General features: G+C 56.6%; 13 protein-coding genes and 1 pseudogene. 6 read left to right on the top strand and 8 right to left on the bottom strand.

The features are described from left to right. The first annotated feature begins 352 nt into the window (after positions 1 to 352). The 4 genes from AC0J4F_RS14320 (at position 353) to AC0J4F_RS14305 (ending at position 4,557) form a co-directional block, all read left to right on the top strand. The gene (locus tag AC0J4F_RS14320) at positions 353 to 1,900 is read left to right on the top strand and encodes a trimethylamine methyltransferase family protein (RefSeq protein WP_133946826.1); all 1,548 of its coding nucleotides are present in this window, start codon (positions 353 to 355) and stop codon (positions 1,898 to 1,900) included. A gap of 65 nt (positions 1,901 to 1,965) precedes the next feature. Continuing rightward, entirely contained in the window at positions 1,966 to 3,069 is a 1,104-nt protein-coding gene (locus AC0J4F_RS14315; protein ID WP_473023817.1) for a mandelate racemase/muconate lactonizing enzyme family protein, read from the top strand. A gap of 25 nt (positions 3,070 to 3,094) precedes the next feature. Then, the gene (locus AC0J4F_RS14310; protein ID WP_209173865.1) at positions 3,095 to 3,826 is read left to right on the top strand and encodes an SDR family NAD(P)-dependent oxidoreductase; all 732 of its coding nucleotides are present in this window, start codon (positions 3,095 to 3,097) and stop codon (positions 3,824 to 3,826) included. Further along, on the top strand, positions 3,823 to 4,557 hold the full coding sequence (locus AC0J4F_RS14305) for an SDR family oxidoreductase (RefSeq protein WP_133946823.1): 735 nt from the start codon (positions 3,823 to 3,825) through the stop codon (positions 4,555 to 4,557). Before AC0J4F_RS14310 ends, AC0J4F_RS14305 begins: the two co-directional genes overlap by 4 nt. 19 nt (positions 4,558 to 4,576) lie before the next feature. Here the strand turns inward: AC0J4F_RS14305 and AC0J4F_RS14300 are convergent, their stop codons facing one another. Continuing rightward, positions 4,577 to 5,428, bottom strand: coding sequence for a LysR substrate-binding domain-containing protein (locus AC0J4F_RS14300; protein ID WP_473023816.1), 852 nt, complete (start codon positions 5,426 to 5,428; stop codon positions 4,577 to 4,579). Between the two features lie 90 nt (positions 5,429 to 5,518). Between AC0J4F_RS14300 and AC0J4F_RS14295 the strand changes: the two genes are divergently transcribed. Continuing rightward, positions 5,519 to 6,541, top strand: coding sequence for a permease (locus tag AC0J4F_RS14295; protein WP_473023815.1), 1,023 nt, complete (start codon positions 5,519 to 5,521; stop codon positions 6,539 to 6,541). Positions 6,542 to 6,594: 53 nt separating this feature from the next. Here AC0J4F_RS14295 and AC0J4F_RS14290 read toward each other — a convergent pair whose 3' ends face one another. From AC0J4F_RS14290 to AC0J4F_RS14275, 4 genes are read right to left on the bottom strand one after another with little or no spacing between them, the layout of a single operon-like run. After that, complete coding sequence (locus AC0J4F_RS14290) at positions 6,595 to 7,932, bottom strand: NAD(P)/FAD-dependent oxidoreductase (RefSeq protein ID WP_473023814.1); 1,338 nt, start codon at positions 7,930 to 7,932, stop codon at positions 6,595 to 6,597. Next, positions 7,932 to 9,431, bottom strand: a complete 1,500-nt coding sequence (locus AC0J4F_RS14285) for an aldehyde dehydrogenase (protein WP_473023813.1) — start codon at positions 9,429 to 9,431, stop codon at positions 7,932 to 7,934. Before AC0J4F_RS14285 ends, AC0J4F_RS14290 begins: the two co-directional genes overlap by 1 nt. Positions 9,432 to 9,433: 2 nt before the next feature. Beyond that, a complete protein-coding gene (locus AC0J4F_RS14280) occupies positions 9,434 to 10,351 on the bottom strand; it encodes a dihydrodipicolinate synthase family protein (protein ID WP_473023812.1) in 918 nt (305 codons plus the stop codon). A 17-nt stretch (positions 10,352 to 10,368) separates the two neighbouring features. Beyond that, the gene (locus AC0J4F_RS14275; protein ID WP_473023811.1) at positions 10,369 to 11,079 is read right to left on the bottom strand and encodes a GntR family transcriptional regulator; all 711 of its coding nucleotides are present in this window, start codon (positions 11,077 to 11,079) and stop codon (positions 10,369 to 10,371) included. Positions 11,080 to 11,208: 129 nt separating this feature from the next. On the opposite strand from AC0J4F_RS14275, the gene AC0J4F_RS14270 reads away from it, so the two are divergent. Continuing rightward, entirely contained in the window at positions 11,209 to 12,186 is a 978-nt protein-coding gene (locus tag AC0J4F_RS14270; RefSeq protein WP_473023810.1) for a GlxA family transcriptional regulator, read from the top strand. 266 nt (positions 12,187 to 12,452) lie between these two features. Here AC0J4F_RS14270 and AC0J4F_RS14265 read toward each other — a convergent pair. From AC0J4F_RS14265 to AC0J4F_RS14255, 3 genes and pseudogenes are all read right to left on the bottom strand, one after another. Next, positions 12,453 to 12,779, bottom strand: a pseudogene (locus AC0J4F_RS14265) (transposase); the annotation flags it as partial. A gap of 88 nt (positions 12,780 to 12,867) precedes the next feature. Continuing rightward, positions 12,868 to 15,573, bottom strand: a complete 2,706-nt coding sequence (locus AC0J4F_RS14260) for a hypothetical protein (RefSeq protein WP_473023809.1) — start codon at positions 15,571 to 15,573, stop codon at positions 12,868 to 12,870. A gap of 337 nt (positions 15,574 to 15,910) precedes the next feature. Next, positions 15,911 to 16,789, bottom strand: a complete 879-nt coding sequence (locus AC0J4F_RS14255; RefSeq protein WP_133946815.1) for a LysR family transcriptional regulator — start codon at positions 16,787 to 16,789, stop codon at positions 15,911 to 15,913. Positions 16,790 to 16,793: the final 4 nt, after the last annotated feature.

Genomic DNA, 16,793 nt, shown 5'->3' with positions numbered 1-16,793 from the left:
TTGTAATATTTGCTATGCTCATTTGCGACATGTGACCAACAAAACACGAACTGCTATGCTTCGGCTACCCCTTTGGCATAGTTCAAGGTTTAAAATTTTTAATGTTGATCCTGCGCCCTTCGATTGTGCAGAGCAGCAATATTTTGCTGCATACTTGCCGTCTGGCTGATCAATCAAAAAGCAACCAGCCTATATTTTCACCTGCTTTGATACTTCTGCGGCAATTCCGTTTTCCATTGAACGACTATTCGCTACCCATGTCGGAAAATGCTGTTCAAGTTCGGTTTACCGCGCGTTGTCGCACCTCATCCCGCGCATCCTGACGGAAAGTGAACCATCTTCGGAGACCCCTATGAGTGTCGCAACGCGCAGCCGAAGCGGAGGCCGTGCCGGCCGCCGAGCCCTTCGCACCGCCCCTGATCACGAAATGTTGCCGGGTCTCACCCGAAAGCTGCCTTTGTGCGAACCCTTGGATCAGGATCAGATTGAACGCCTCGACAACGCGTCCATGCAAATACTGGAAGAGGTCGGCATCATCTTCCGGGACGCCATCGCGCTTGATGACTGGCGCAACGCTGGTGCCAAGGTGGATGGAGAACGGGTTTATCTCGACCGTGGCCTGGTACGCGAGCTTATCCGTACGATCCCCTCCAGCTTCACGTATCACGCCCGCAACCCGGCAAAAAACGTTCCGCTTGGTGGCAACCGGTCGATGTTCGTGCCCATGACCGGTGCCCCCTTCATTCGGGATCTCAACGACGAGCGCCGCAACCCGACGTTGGACGATCTCGCAATGTTCCACAAACTCAGCCATATGCTGCCGGCGATGCATTCCAGCGCGCATCATATCGTCGAGCCGTATGATCACCCGATCAGCCACCGCCACCTGCGCATCACCTATTCGTCGATCAAGTATTCGGACAAAACCTTCATGGGCATGACCACAAGTCCCAAGAATGCCGAAGACGTCATGGAGATGTGCGCCATCCTCTTCGGAGAGGATTATTTGGAAGACCACCCGGTCACCACTGGCAACTGCAACGGCAATTCTCCCCTGGTCTGGGACGAGACCATGCTCGGCGCCATGCGCGCCTTTTCAAAGCGGAACCAGCCAGTACTGTGCTCCCCCTTCGTGCTCGGCGGCGCCAACACACCGGCCTCGGTGGTGCCGGCCGTTGCCCAGCTGAACGCGGAAGCCCTGAGCGCACTCGCCTACACCCAGGTGATCCGCAAGGGCGCACCGGCGATCTATGGCCATTACTTATCGACAGTTTCCATGAAATCAGGCGCGCCGATGGCCGGAACACCTGAAATCAGTCTGATGAATTTTCTGATCGGGCAGCTTGCACGCTACTACAATGTGCCCTGGCGGACCTCCGGTTCGCTCGGCGGCGCCAAGACATTCGATGCGCAGGCAGGCTATGAGAGTGCAGCAACATTGAACGCCGTGATCCATGCCGGTGCCAACTACATCTGGCACGCTGCTGGCTGGAACGAAGCCGGCATGCACTGTTCAGTTGCCAAGTTCATTGTCGATGCCGAACAATGCGCCATGGCCTATCGCATGGCCGAAGGCCCACGTTGGGATGATTTCGACGAGGCGTTGTCGGCCGTCCGCGACGTCGGCCCGGGCGGTCACTATCTTGGCCATGCCCACACCCAGGAAAACTTCCAGCGGGCCTTCTTCATGCCAGACATGTTCGACAACAACTCGATCGAACAATGGAAGGCGGAAGGCGAAATCGAGATTACAGAGCGTGCCCTGACCCAGGCCCGCAAGCTCCTTTTAGAGTACCAGGAACCGAGGCTCGACGAAGCGAAGAACGAAGCTCTTTTGGACTATATTGCCCGTCGCGAACGGGAAATACCGGCCGAAGATGCCTTGAACCAGGACTACTAACTCTCCCGCTACTGCGGCGTCTGGCCTCGCCGTCCAACGCTGATATTTTTTGAAGGCTTTGCCGCATGCGTATTCGAGAAATCCATGTCTACAGCCATACCCTGCCGGTTAAAGACGGGCCCTATGTCATGGCTTCGACCGTGGTGGACGTGCTGGAAACCACATTGGTCAAGATCGTCGATGAAACCGGCGCCGTTGGTTGGGGAGAGACCTGCCCGGTAGGACCTGTGTATGCGCCCGCGCACGCCGCCGGCGCGCTGGCAGCAATCAAGGAAATCGCACCCGGCCTTATCGGCGCCGACATAACCGGCCTGCGCGCCTTTCAGCGACTGATGGACAAACGGTTGAACGGACACGCCTATGCAAAGGCAGCCTTCGACATTGCAGCCCATGATCTTCTCGGGAAACGCACGGGTCTTAGTGTTGCCGACCTTCTGGGCGGTGCAATGACCGGAAAGGTGCCCTCCTATTTCGCCTCGGGCGTTGGGTCGCCGGAGGACATTGCCCGGATTGCCAAGGACAAGGCAGATCAGGGCTTCAAACGCATGCAAATCAAGGTCGGCGGTCGGGCGGTCGATCTGGATATTGAGACGATCCGCATGGTTTGGGAATCCGTCGGCACACGGATGCGGTTGATCGTTGATGGCAACCGGGGCTGGACATCGCAGGAAGCCTTGCGCGTGAGCCGCTCCTGCCTCGACATACCTATCGTTCTGGAACAGCCCTGCAACACGATCGAAGAAGTTGCCCGCATCCGGCATCAGCTGGGACACGGGGTCTACCTGGATGAATCGGCAACCGACATTTCGGCAGTGGTACGCGCCATCGGCGACGGGATCTGCGATGGCTTCGGCATGAAGCTAACACGGATCGGCGGGTTGCAGCCCATGTCCGTGTTCAGGGATATTTGCGAAGCCGCGGCTCTGCCCCACACCTGCGACGACAGCTGGGGCGGCGATATCATCGCTGCGGCTTGCGTTCAGATCGCGGCCACGGTCCACCCGAAGTTCCTCGAAGGGGCTTGGATCGCCCAGCCATACATTGACGGCAACTATGACAGCCGTAACCCTGTCAATATCGTAGACGGGCATTTGAGCGTCCCGGCAGGCCCCGGGCTCGGCGTGGTCCCCGATGAAGCCCTGTTCGGGGCACCTGTTGCATCATTCTAGGCTGTACGGACCAATTGGAGGCGTCATGCGATTTACCGGAAAGAAAGCGCTCGTGACCGGTGCTGCCGGCGGTATGGGGCAGGTGATCACCAAAATGTTGCGTAATGAAGGCGCTGCGGTCGCAGTTGCTGATTTCAATTGCAACGGCATCGCAGCTGAGGCGGATCTTCCCGGCGACCTCTTGGATCAGGTTTATGCAGACAGTCTTCCTGGTGCTGCGGCCAAGGAGCTCGGCGGTCTTGATATCATCATCAACAATGCCGGAGTGATCACGCGCGGCCCGGTTACGGACACCAGCGACCGTGACTGGGATCTTTCGGTGGGTGTGAATGTCGAGGCCCCGTTCCGGATCTGCCGCGCGGGCATCCCGATTCTGGCAGAAGGTGGCGGCGGCGCGATTGTCAATCTTGCCTCTTGCTGGGGCGTTCATCCCGGTCCAAATCACGCTGTCTATTGCATGACAAAGGCGGCAATTGCCTCTCTGACCCAATGCATGGGCCGCGATCACGCCCATCAGGGCATAAGGATCAACGCGGTCTGCCCCAATGAAGTCGACACGCCGATGTTGCGCACCGGTTTCGAAAAGCGGGGCTTCGATCCGGTAACGGCAATCAAGGACCTCGGCATGACCGTGCCGCTCGGCCGGATCGCCAAGCCGGACGACATTGCAGATGTGGTGCTGTTTCTGGCCTCCGATGCGGCCCGGTACATGTGCGGCGCGCTGGTCGAGGTCAATGGCGGGAAATCGGTTGCATGACACGCTTTGAAGGCAAGACGGCGCTGGTCACCGGCGGGCGCAGCGGGATCGGTAGGGCGATTGCACTTCGACTGCGCGACGAAGGCGCCCGTGTCTTCACAGCCCAGCGCGGTGAAGACACAGAATTCGAGCACGTTTGTGCCGATTTTTCAGATAGCGCGGCACTCGCAAAAGTGATCCCAGCGGTCATAAACGCGTCAGGGCGGCTTGATGTTCTGGTCAACAATGCCGGGCTGATGCAGGAAGCCAGTGTCGAGTGCATGACACTTGAAGATTGGCAACGCAGCCTAACGGTCAATCTCACGGCCCCGTTCCTGCTTGTCAAATACGCCCTGCCCCATTTGCGCATCACCAAAGGCACGATCGTCAATGTGGGATCAATCGAAGGAGTTGGATGCAATCCTCATCATGCCGCTTATGCGGCCTCCAAAGCAGGACTTCACGGCTTGACGCGCGCCATTGCGGTTGACCATGGCCAGGACGGTATTCGCTGCAACGCCGTTGCCCCAGGCTGGATCGATACTGACCTGAATCTGGATTTCATCGCGGCCCAGACCAACCCCGAGGCCTTCAGGCGGGATATTGGCAAGATCCATCCCGTTGGCCGAACAGGCGCACCGGAAGAGGTAGCCGCGCTTGTTGCTTTCCTGGCCGCGGAAGAAAGCGGCTTCATCACCGGCCAGATCTATGCCGTTGACGGCGGTCGCATGACCCAGCTCAGCCTACCTTAACGCCAAAAATGCTTCGTACTCAGTTCTGAAATGCCGTGCGGATGGCGGATGACATGGTGACAACCAGATCCCTGTCTACCTCTGCAGAGGTGCCGATCACCAATTGGGACGCGGGGGTCTCGCCAAAGCCGTCTTGTGTTCCAAGCGTCCGCAATTGTGGTCCGATCGAGGACTTCCCCAGCAAGCCGATGGCAATGCCAGCCTCTACAGCTGCCGTCACACCGGCAACACTCTGACTGGAAAAGACGATCCTGTACGGCCGCCCACTTTTCTCAAGTGCCGCAATCGCAGCATCCCTCCACCAGCAAGCTCGGTCGAACAACGCAATCGGCACCACCGCCTGATCCGGCAATGACAAGTGTTTCGCGCAGACCCAGCAGGTCGGATCCACGTAAATCACCTCTTCAAAGGCTTGCGGCGTCTCAACTTCGTAGACGGCGAGATCGAGTTGTCCCCTGGCAATCATTTCCGGAAATTCTGTGCTGATCGAACACGTTACGTCCAATTCCACCTGAGGATGAGATTGCACAAACGCTCCGAGGATCGCCGCAAGCCTGGTTTGGCCGTGATCATCCGGGATGGCCAGCCGCAGCCTGCCGCGCAACCCGTCCGCGGTGATTTCACGGAGCGCCACATCCAGACGACCGGTAACCTCCCGTGCGACCGGCAAAAGCTGTTCACCGGTTTGCGACAAGGATACCCCGCGCCCCGTCCGGTCAAAGACGGGACGTCCCACCACCTCTTCCAGACGCATGATCTGCAGACTGGTGGCGGATTGCGACCGGCCGATCACACGAGCCCCTTCAGTGATACTGCCCGTTCCTGCCACCGCCAGGAATGTTCTAAGCAACTCACTGTCCAGACTATTCATCGAATTTTCCGATATCCGATATTAATGATATTCGTTTTACTGATGAATTCAGCATATCTATCCTGATCCCGTCAAGCTCAGGAGATCGACATGGCAGATCAGTCAACCGCCTCAGTCCAACGTCCGACGCGCCTGCATTTTGCCGGGGTTGGTCTTTTGGTCTTTGCGACCATGACATGGCTTTGGCCAGATTTCGTCTGGAATGGCGCGGTCTTCACCGTTGAGGGGCTCATTGCTGTTGCCCCACTGGTCGTGCCGGGCATCCTCCTAACAGCGTGGATCATGGCGAGCGGTGCCGACAAGATCATCAGCCGGGCCTTTGAGGGGCATATGGCACGTGCCATCTTGGCCGCCGCGGCGATCGGTGCGATCACTCCCGTATGTGGCGTGACAGTTCTGCCCTTGATGGTCGGCCTTCTCGCAGCAGGTGTGCCGCTCGCACCCGTCATGGCTTTCTGGCTGTCTTCGCCTGTCACAGATCCGGCAATGCTTGCGACAACTGCGGCCACTCTGGGCCTTGCATTTGCCATTGGAAAAACTGTTGCAGCCTTCGGGCTCGGCCTCTTCGGCGGCACCGTGACGGCATTTCTGACAGCCGGAAAATCCGGTCAGTCGGCGCTCAGAAAAAATGGTCTGGCCTCGTCCCTCAAGACAAGAACCTGCTGTGGAGCAGCCAGCTTCTCGCCGAGGGTTTGGATGAACGCAGACCGGCGCGAATCCTTCTTCCGACAGGGATTCGCCACAACCCGGCTGATCCTGATCTGCTTGATCCCGGCTTTCTTTGCCGAATTTGCCTTGAACCAGGCGCTGACACCGGGCTCTCTCGCTGTATATGTCGGCGCCGACAAATGGTGGGCGATCCCCGCTGCCGTTTTTGTTGGGGCGCCAGCCTATATTGACGGCTACGCCGCCTTGCCACTCACGCGCGGTCTCATCGACAACGGCATGTCCCCAGGCGCGGCGATGGCTTTCCTCGTCTCTGGAGGCGTCGTCAGCATCTGGGGAGCGCTCGCGATCTTTCCCGTGCTGAGACTGCGTCCCTTCTTGCTCTACCTGGCGCTGGCCATCACCGGCTCCCTGCTCGCCGGTTATGCCTTCAGTTGGGTCTATTGAGGCTTGAACAGTCAACGGCTGATGGTTCTTAGGATGCTTTCGGCGTGGCGCGTCTATTCTTCAGCAGCCCGCCATTCCTTCCAACGCAACACCAAATTAGCACCAAGTTCACGAAACGGCTGCGGCGGCAGTTTTTTGGGTAGAGTTTCCGCACCGAAATGCCGCGTGATGTCGCTCTCGATACCGAAGGCAAGTTCCGCGGCACCTATCCCGGTCAGAGTTCCGCGCGCGGTGCCAAGGCCGTTTTGAACACAGCCGGAATAGACACCGTCCTCCAGTTCCCGCATCACGGCCACACCGTTCATGGAAAGGCACAGGTGTCCAGCCCAGCGATACTCCATCTTCAGTCCGGCCAATTTCGGGAAACGCCGGTCGAACTTGTCCTGCATAACTGCGGCTGCCCTGTCGACATGCGCTTGCGTCAGCCGCATATCCGGCTTCAGAACTGCACAGGTGCGAGTAACAATCCGATTGCCGCCCTGACCGGTATCGATCCGCCTCAGGGTCGTCCCCATCGGGTCGGAGGGAGTGATCCCCCAGCGAGGCTGTCCACCGAGTTTCTTCATTGCATCGTTATCGAGCTCCGAGGTCATCACGGCAAACAAGAACAGCTGCATCAACCGGTCACGTTCATAACCGAAACTTTCCAGATGGCCATTGATTGTCAGAATGATTTTGCCGGTTGAAACCTTGCCGCCGGGCGTCACGACGAGCCAGCCCGAGTCCTGCTTGGAGAACGAGGTTACCGGGCTCTCTTCAAAGACTGATACGCCGGCCCGTCTCAACCCGGATGCCAGACCGCGCACATAACCTGCTGGCTGTAACATCACGGTGCCGGGGGTATAGAGCCCGCCAAGATAGTGACGGCTTCCCGTCAGCTCCGTCATTTGGCGCTGGTCAAGCAGTTCATAGTCTTCGCCGAGGCTGGCAAGGTGTTGCGCATAGCTCTTGTTATGAGCGGCAGCCTTCACGCTGGCAGCACCGTTTACCTTGCCCGCCGGATCGAAATAATTCGCGTCAATCTGGTATTCGTCTACCGCTTCGCGTGCGAAATGAATAGCCTGACGGTTGAGGGCTATCAGGGACTTGTCGTCACCAGCCCCGGCATAGTCCTCTGATGTCAGTTCATGCGGCAGATCGATCATGAACCCGGAATTGCGTCCGGCAGAGCTCTCTGCGATGGGCAAGGCATCCAACACGACAACCTTCAAGCCGGCATCGATCTGCGTCAGCCTCCGCGCTGCGCTGAGCCCGGCGAAGCCTGCACCGATGATGGTGACGTCCGCAGTGAGATCCTCGGCGAGAACCTGCCGCTGCAGCGGTACCGGCAGGATCCGGTTCCAGGCCGCCGGCCCTTGCAAACTTGGCAGGCATTTGGCGGCCCGCTGCATCAGCCGACTGCCTCGTCCTCGTCGTCAGCGAGATCCACCCAGATTGTCTTCAGCTGGGTGTACTGGTCATGGGCTGCAAGGCTGTTGTCACGGCCACCGAACCCGGACTGCTTGTAGCCTCCGAAGGGCGTCGTGATATCGCCTTCTCCGAAACAGTTTACCGTGACAGTCCCTGCCCGGATGGCGCGTGCGCCACGCAAGGCCTTCTTGGTGTTGGACGTGAAAATTGATGCAGCAAGGCCATAATCCGTGGCGTTGGCCATAGCGATCGCTTCATCAAACCCGCGCACCGTCAGGACACTCAGGACCGGACCGAAGATCTCCTCCCTGGCAAGCGCCGAAGACGCATTCACTTCCAGCACCGTCGGCTCCACATAGGCTCCGTCATAGCTTTTACCGCCCATCAGGACATCGGCATCTCTATCCAAATAGGAACAGACCTTCTGGAAATGCGCGCTTGATACAAGCGCACCGACCCGGTGCTCCGGATCAAGCGGATCGCCAAGAGTCCATACACGGGCATGAGCCAGGATCCGCTCCATCAGCGCGTCCTTTATCTCCTCTTCGACGATCAGGCGCGAGCTCGCCGAGCAGTTTTCGCCCATGTTCCAGAATGCGCCGTTGACCACGTGAGCTGCAACACGATCGAGATTGTCTGCATCTTTCAGGACAACGCTGGGGTTCTTGCCGCCCATCTCTAGAACGACTTCCTTCAGATTGCTGTCTGCCGCGTAGTGCAGGAACCGGCGTCCTGTTTCGGTCGATCCGGTAAAGGACACCATGTCGACATCCATATGCCGTCCAAGAGGTTCGCCCACCTCCGGACCAGTGCCCGGCACCACGTTGAAAACACCACGCGGTATGCCAGCTTCCATGGCAAGTTCGGCAACGCGCAGCGCCGTTAGAGAGGTTTCCTCCGCCGGCTTGACGATCACCGAACAACCAGCTGCCAGTGCAGGCCCAATTTTCCAGGCCAGCATCAGGAGCGGGAAGTTCCATGGCAGCACAAGGCCCACCACACCAATCGGTTCACGCACGATCATCGCGATGTGGTCATCGGATGCAGGGGACACCTGATCATAGATCTTGTCGATCGCTTCCGCGTGCCATTTCAAACAATGGATTGTCTCCGGAACATCGACTGTCTCGCAGTCGAGGATGGTTTTGCCGCTGTCGAGGCTTTCCATCACCGCCAGTTCCCGCCGGTTCCGGGTGAGCAATTTGGCAAAGCGGATCAGAACGTCCTTCCGGTCACCGGGAGACAGTTTCGACCAGCGCCCGTCTTCAAATGCTTCGCGCGCTTTTGAAACAGCGAAGTCGACATCCTCCGAGCCGCAAGCCGCTATATCGGCCAGCGTCTCACCCGTGGCCGGGTTTATGCTTGAGAATGTCTCTCCCGATTGTGCCGGCCGATAGCTGCCATGGATAAAGGCGTTGGTCGGCAAAGTGAGTTTGGCGGCCAGAGCCCTGTACTCGTCACGCGTCAGAAGGTCGGTCATGGTCACGCTCCTGCCGTGATGTCATCGATGGTGGATTTCAACACTCGAACAACCTGCTCGAGTTGGCGTTTGTCGTCCTTGTTCAGCGCCTTCAGCGGCGGGCGCGGTGGCCCGGCATAAAGACCACTCATCTCAACTCCGTGCTTGACGCACTGGATGAATTTGCCGCCCTGTTCCAGGACGCGCATCAAAGGCATCATCGCCGACATGATCTTGCGCCCCTTGGTAAAATCCCCTTCAACCGCACAGGCCTTGTAAAGCGCGACGTGTTCCTCAGGCAGGAAATTTGAACCGGCGCAGACCCAGCTGCGCGCGCCCCAGGCAAAAAACTCCAGCGCCTGGTCGTCCATGCCGCAGGACATCTGGATATGCGGATAGTCCCGTGCCAGCAAATGCACCCGGTTGATGTCGCCAGAACTTTCCTTGATGGCGCAAACATTGCGGGACCGGCCAACCCGGTCGAGGAATTCCTCGCCCATATTGACGCCCATCCGGCCAGGATAATTGTAGAGCATGACCGGCAGGTCTGCGGCCCTGTCGATGGTCAGGACGTTGAGCGCGTTTTCCCGCTCCGTCGGCACCGCATAAGGCGGCGTGGCAACCAGAATTGCCTCGGCATCCATCTTTGCCGCACCTTCAGCCAAAGCGATTGAGTCCGGCGTGCGCATGGTGCCCGTTCCGACGATCAGCGGAAGACGTCCGGCCAGTTTGTCCTTTGTAAACTGCGCAAGTTCCAGACGCTCTTCCACCGTCTGAGTATAGTTCTCGCCAGTTGAACCACCCGAAATCACGCCGTGAACGCCGCTGGCAACCAGGTGATCGATCACCTTCTCCAGCGCATCCCAGACGACATTGCCGTCCGTATCATAGGGCGTCACGGCAGGCGTATAGATACCCTCAAAGGTTAGTCTTGGTGTCATCCAGATGGTCTCCGGCTTCAGGCGGATTTGAGTTTGGGAGGCTGGCCGAGCGGGGCTTCCAGCCCGGGCGGCATGACAAAGAGTTCGATCTGGTCGCGCGACAATGCCCAGTGCTCAAGCGCCAGTTCGGCGGCGCGGTCTTCATCGCCGTACTCTATGGCAACGATCATTTGGTCATGTTGCGCGCTGGCCAGCTTGAGCCGCTCGTCCTTCGCACCGCGGGTCTGACGAAAGAACGTCATGCCGATACGGGTGTGATCGATCAGCAGCCGGTCAAGGCTCGCCATAAGGTAGCTGTTGCCGGCCATCCGCCCTGTGATGCGGTGAAAACGATCGTTGGTCAAAGCACGCGCAGTGACATCGCCTGTGTCCATTGCCTCACGGAATGCATCCTGTGCAGCCTTCAGTTCGTCAATTTGCACCGGTGTGGCGTTCTGTGCGGCCAGACGCAGGATGGCGCTGTAAATCAATGGCGCAGCAAGGAAAAAGTCGCGCAGCGTGAAATGGGTCATGTCGGAGACCCGGGCGCCGCGGTTGAGCTGCAACGTGACATAGCCGTCGCCGGACAGTTGCTGCAGCACTTCCCTCAAGGGGGTTCGGGACAGGCCGTATAGTTCGCACAATTCCGTTTCCTCCAGCGCACTGCCGGGCTTGCGTTCCAATGTCAGGATCGCTCGCTTCAGATCTTCATAGGCAACGGTCTTGGCCGTTCCACGCTGAGGAGGCATCACACCGCTCCGTTTCGATTTTGGTTGACCAATTTGTATACAATGTGAATACAATGACAACACATAAATCATACAATGATGCCCGGTACTCGAAACGGGCCAAGGCGACAGGCTCCGGAGAAAAGCGACATGCCCAGAACGCGCGACGTCACCTTCCTGCTTCTCGACGATTTTTCACATATCGCTTTTGCCTGCGCCGTCGAACCGCTGCGCATCGCCAACCTGCTTCAGGGTCAGGAGATTTACCGCTGGCGGCTTGCATCGGTCGATGGAGAACGGGTCGTCTGTTCCAACAAGACCGTCACCTTGGTCGATCAGGGCCTGAAGGACTTGCCGCCGCGCAGCAGTTTGTTTCTGATTTCCGGTCAAAATGTCGGCGACCGGGCAACCTCGGACGTGCTCGCCTTTCTGAGGCGCGAACGGGCGCGCGGCACCCGGATCGGTGCCATTTGTTCCGGGGCTCATGTGCTGGCAAGCGCCGGGTTTCTGAACAACCGCCGGGCTGCCATCCACTGGTCTTTCCACGACAGCTTTCAGGAGAACTTTCCGGAAGTTGAACTGTGCCGCAACGTCTTTGTCGCCGACGAGACGTTTGTGACGGCCTCGGGCGGCACGGCAGCGACCGATCTGATGCTGCATCTGATTGGCGAAACACACGGTGAAGACCTTGCCGCAGCGATTGCCGACATGATGGTCTATTCCGGCGTCCGCCCCGCAGACGCGGCCCAGCAGATTTCCCTCCAGGCCCGCCACGGCATCCGCAATCCGCATATCGCCGAAGCCATCCGGCTGCTCAACGAGAGCGCACCCTACTACCTGCCAACGTCAGAGATCGCCCGTACGATCGGCATTTCCACACGGCAACTGGAACGCCTGTTCCAAAAACACCTGAAAATGTCGCCAAAACAGTTTGCCATAAACCAGAAGCTGACCAGAGCGCGAAACCTATTGCTGCAGACGGAGCAGTCGATCTCCGAAATCGCCCTGGCATGCGGCTACGAGTCTCCTTCGCACTTCATCCGCACCTATCAGAACCGCTTCGGCGTCACCCCGCACAACCAGCGGGTCTTCGCTGCGACACCCCAAACTGTGTACCAAATAGCCTAACCGGTGCAGCAGGTCCGGTCTAGGCAACGTCACCCACCCGCCGCGGTGGATACGGGATTGGCAACATTTGCCGGGTTTGTGGCTGGTTGGTTAGGGAACGGACCTTCGCCGCGCTATGCACGAAAGGCCGCAATGCGGACTTTTTTGCCGTTCACCCAATTAGCAGCAACCGGCCCGAAACCGATTTTCCTGCATTCCCAGTCGAACGTCTGCTTTTTATGATGGCGACCACAATGATCGGCAACCTAGGATCAAAGACTCACGCGGCGCTTCATTAGCTTGTTCGGCAACCACTCCTTGAGATTTCTAGCTGCACGACGCAGATCTTGCATTTCACCTGCGTTTGCTTCCCCGGCAGTGTCACCAGCCAAACGCTTGCGGCCTGCTTCCATAAACTCTTTCGACTAATTGTAGAACTGGCTCTGAGCAATGCCTTCCCGGCCACACAGCTCCGTTATGCTGTCTTCCCCATTAAAGCCAGCTAGTACAATCTGTCTCTTGTCTTCTGAGGAATTCCTCTTCCGCATCTTTCTGCTAACATCCTTAACCGTGCGATCTGCTGCAGACCGGTGACGCTCGCTCTTCTGTCTCATGCTTCACTCCTGAATGGTGAAGATGAACCAAATTCTCTGCCTTATCCAATCAGCCGAACAAGACCTATAGGCGCTTACTGGGAACAACCTACGCAATCACAATGTCGTTGTCGAAATTAACGGTCAATCTGGATGCTGCTCCAATAATTTGAACCACAAAGTCGGCGTCTGTGATCTGCCCCGTTCCTTCAAAATCCAATACCAAATATTGGGTTCCATCAACGAATTCGATCAACATGCCTTCACGGGGCGCGTTGCTGTCTTCATTTGCCTGAAAAACGGTGTTTAGTGCGTTTAGAAGCGAGTCGCCATTTCCATCTGAAGGATTTGCGACACCTGTTATTTCGTCGAATTTTGCGCCAGCGACTCTACCAGGAAAATCAAATATGTCGCCTGCAGTTACGGTAACTTTGTCAAACCCGGTTGCCGGCACAGCCCTATTGTCTACGGTTGACTCACTTGAGCCAAAGTACACATAGGTATCCATTCCGAGGCCGCCATCGATGGTATCGGCCCCGAAACTGCCAGAAAGGGTATCTGCTCCGCTACCTCCATTTATCGTATCAGCCAATTCTGTACCTAAAACTGTGTCCACGCCAGCGTTGCCATTATAGGTCATGGCGCTGTCATCTTCGTCAGACGCATCAAAAGAAACAGCGCTAGCGGTTTTGGCGTTGACCGTGAAATCAGATGAAAAGGTTCCGTCGATTAGAGTATAACCAGTCGAATTTTTGTTAGTTATGTTCAAGATCTCAAAGTTTGTAACACCATTTAGCTCATCATTAACCCTATGATCATCGTCATCATCTGAAACGTTCAAAGTGTCGATGCCGGCTCCTCCGTCCAAAGTGTCGGCGCTGGTTAGATCGAACTCAATGTCAACCGTATCGTTGCCGCTGCCTGTTCTAATTTCGTGTTGTGAACGATGAATGGCGTTAATTTCATCGTCTCCCGCACCTGTTGTTATGGTTTGCTTGGAAGGTGAGGCAATCGTTTCAACCGTGATGCTGTCGGTTGAGGTGGAATTTTCTGCCCTAAAATCTCCGAGGATGAGGGTAACTTTGTAATCTGTACCGTTGGTCGTATCTTCTATTGAAAGCGTTTGGTTGTCGGCAAGACTTTCGGCGTTAATTTCATCAAATCCATCGAAATCACCAATATCTACGGATGAACCACCGATTAAGAACAAATCACTCCTGCCACTGCCAGTGAGACTACCAAATTGATCTTTGTCGATATTTCCATCAGTTTCCAGAGCACCCGCAGCTGATAAAATCAGTGCTTCAATACCCGCTATTGTTCCTGCTGTCCTTAGATCTACCGTGCCAAACCCTTCAATATTCAGGGTGTCGTTGCCGCCCAATCCATCAATGGTGTTACCTCCACCATTGATGTGAGTCACAGAAGTGACAATGAAATTGTTGTTGCCATCTGCGGTTCTGTTACCGTCCGTGTTTGTGCCATCGACTGTGTTGAACCCGGCAGCCGTAGACCTTATCGGGTTGATTGAACCATCCTCATCGATGAGATTTATTGTTGCCGTTGCAGACGTGTCATCTGGAGTATTGCCCACCGCCGTATCATCAACCGTGACTGCCACCTCCAGCCTGCGCGCTGTATCCGCGACCGTCAGATCTGTGCCAGCTTTGATGAACAGCTCCATGCCAACAATCTCAAAAAGACCTGCATCATTTCCGGTAACAGCAAGATCGTTCGTACCAAGTCCATCATCAGTCACTGTGATATCGGCAACCTTGATGCGGTTGGTAGTATCTGTGTCTTCAGCGATTGACGGGAGGATGTTCGACAAGGTGACGGCAGCTGGAGCCTCATTCACATCCGTCACATTGATAGTCGCAGTGGCAGAAGTGGCGTCTGGGGTGTTGCCAACTGTTGTGTCATCAACGGTGACGGCGACTTCAAAGCTTGGATCAGTTTCATGATCCAGTGCCGTATTTGCCTTTAAGAACAGTTCTGTCCCGTCAATCTCGAACTTCGCTGCATCTGCACCAGCAAGGCCAAGCGTGTTCGTGCCAAGTCCATCATCGGTCACTGTGATATCGGCAATCTTGATGCGGTTGGTAGTATCAGCATTCTCTGCAATGGACTGAACATTTGTCACGACAACAGCCGTGGGGGCTAGATTAGCCGGAGGGTTTGGAACTACTACCGTCGGGTCAGGTGTAACCGGCGTTTCCGGTTCCCGGTCCCCCAAAACAGAAGGCCCATCTGTGTTCAGCGCGGTGTTCTCAATAGCAATACCACCGGTATCAACCGCTGCCCGGTTCTCCATTTGTCCGTAGAGCAGATAGTGTTCAAGTCCACCTGTGAGGTCACCATTGGCAATAGCCAGAGCAACATCGCCGTGGGCTTCCAGATAGGCAGATTCGTCAAAGGAGGAACCACCATTCCCCAATCGCTCTTGTGCGTTGGAATTGGGCATGCGCCCTTCACCGGCACCGTACACCAGGAAATGCTCTAGCGGATTAATTCCTGCTTCTGCAACATCAGGGTTTTGTTCCAGATAGAAAGACGTATCAAAGAAAGGGTTTGGATCACGCCGTTCATTGGATCCGAACAGGTTGAAATGCTCTAGCGGGTTAACCCCTGCTTCTGCGACATCGGGATTTTGTTCCAGATAGAAAGACGTATCAAAAACGGGGCTTGGATCACGCCCTTCTTTCCAGCCAATCAGGTTGAAATGATCCAGCGCGCTGCTCAGCGTTCCAGCTTCCAAGGCCGCTGCAACATCCGGATTTTGAGACAGGTAAAAGGATTGATCAAACTGCACCATTCTGGTCAGCCCCCCGCCAATACAAAAAACAAAAGCGGCTCACGAGCCAGAAGATTAAATGGCACGGTCATCCGTTAACAAAGCCTTTACCAAATCCCGCGTGAGAATCCCAGAAGACAAAGCGTCAATCTCAGGCGAAGGTTAATTGGCTTCGGGTGGGGCAAGTCGGAAAGAGGACGTTCGTTCAAGCTGCGGCGAAAGTCGGATTTCCGACCTATTTTCGAGCTCACAGCTACGCATCGAAGGTCTTGGATGGGCTCGAAGCAGGCATTGCCTGCCCACTCATCAGAAGGCTGCTCAGCAGTCAAAAAACCTATCAGCTGCACATGCACAAAGATCAGCTGAGGCCGAGGTGTTTGGCCAGGTTATCAACTTCGGGCCGCACAGCTTTCGCTGCCTGCCAAACCAGAAAGTACCCCTTGCCGGTTTTCAGCGGCTTATTGACAAGCCTCACAAGCCGCCCGGATGCCAGGTCTGCTTGCAAGAGCGAACAGCTTGCCAAGGCGATGCCCTTGCCCTCCAACGCCAAACCGATGGAATGACTGTAACTCTGGCAAAATGTTTTGGTCAGACCGTGAAAAACGCTTTGATGTTCCCGCTGTTGCCAAACGTCCCAATTGATCCAATCCGGTGCGTGTCTGTGATAGTCCAGCAGCCTCGAATTTTGAGGGGCGTTGGCAAAGCGCCCGGCTTCGGCGGGTGAGGCAACAGGGGCCAGTTCCTCGTCCATCAGCAAATGTCCTTCCCAACCCGCGGGAACCTTGTCGGCGTAGATAATGGCAAGGTCATTGCTGGCTGAAAGCACGTCGCGGGGGTCATCCTTCACGACCGTTTCGACAGGACAGGATGCAGCGCTGAGCGCAAAAGACCGAAGGCGCTCGAACAGCCAAAAGACTGACACGGCTGAATTGGCGGCGATACGAACGGAAGACGCCGCTGGCGACCTGACCTGGTCAAGCGCGCCTTGAAGATAGTCCAGCGCCATGGCCACGGGATCGGCCAGTTGTGCCCCGGCCTGCGTTGGTTTGAGGCTCCGCGCGCCGCGCTCAAACAAATCCGCACCCAGCCAATTTTCCAATTGCTTCACACGCTTGCTGACCGCGGCTTGCGACACATAAAGCTCCGACGCCGCAGCGCTGAAGCTGCCGGCGCGCAGCGCCGTTTCAAAGAACACAAGCGTGTCGAGCGGCGGGAGCGATTTTCGCCGGCTATCCATTCCC

The organism is Roseibium sp. R5, assembly GCF_055755305.1.
The sequence above is the reverse complement of the archived record's forward strand: the minus strand, read 5'-3'. Positions and strand labels throughout refer to the sequence as shown.

Coding starts and splice junctions, on each gene's coding strand:
- AC0J4F_RS14320 (WP_133946826.1), top strand. CDS start 353: ATGAGTGTCGCAACGCGCAGCCGAAGCGGAGGCCGTGCCGGCCGCCGA.
- AC0J4F_RS14315 (WP_473023817.1), top strand. CDS start 1,966: ATGCGTATTCGAGAAATCCATGTCTACAGCCATACCCTGCCGGTTAAA.
- AC0J4F_RS14310 (WP_209173865.1), top strand. CDS start 3,095: ATGCGATTTACCGGAAAGAAAGCGCTCGTGACCGGTGCTGCCGGCGGT.
- AC0J4F_RS14305 (WP_133946823.1), top strand. CDS start 3,823: ATGACACGCTTTGAAGGCAAGACGGCGCTGGTCACCGGCGGGCGCAGC.
- AC0J4F_RS14300 (WP_473023816.1), bottom strand. CDS start 5,428: ATGAATAGTCTGGACAGTGAGTTGCTTAGAACATTCCTGGCGGTGGCA.
- AC0J4F_RS14295 (WP_473023815.1), top strand. CDS start 5,519: ATGGCAGATCAGTCAACCGCCTCAGTCCAACGTCCGACGCGCCTGCAT.
- AC0J4F_RS14290 (WP_473023814.1), bottom strand. CDS start 7,932: ATGCAGCGGGCCGCCAAATGCCTGCCAAGTTTGCAAGGGCCGGCGGCC.
- AC0J4F_RS14285 (WP_473023813.1), bottom strand. CDS start 9,431: ATGACCGACCTTCTGACGCGTGACGAGTACAGGGCTCTGGCCGCCAAA.
- AC0J4F_RS14280 (WP_473023812.1), bottom strand. CDS start 10,351: ATGACACCAAGACTAACCTTTGAGGGTATCTATACGCCTGCCGTGACG.
- AC0J4F_RS14275 (WP_473023811.1), bottom strand. CDS start 11,079: ATGCCTCCTCAGCGTGGAACGGCCAAGACCGTTGCCTATGAAGATCTG.
- AC0J4F_RS14270 (WP_473023810.1), top strand. CDS start 11,209: ATGCCCAGAACGCGCGACGTCACCTTCCTGCTTCTCGACGATTTTTCA.
- AC0J4F_RS14260 (WP_473023809.1), bottom strand. CDS start 15,573: ATGGTGCAGTTTGATCAATCCTTTTACCTGTCTCAAAATCCGGATGTT.
- AC0J4F_RS14255 (WP_133946815.1), bottom strand. CDS start 16,789: ATGGATAGCCGGCGAAAATCGCTCCCGCCGCTCGACACGCTTGTGTTC.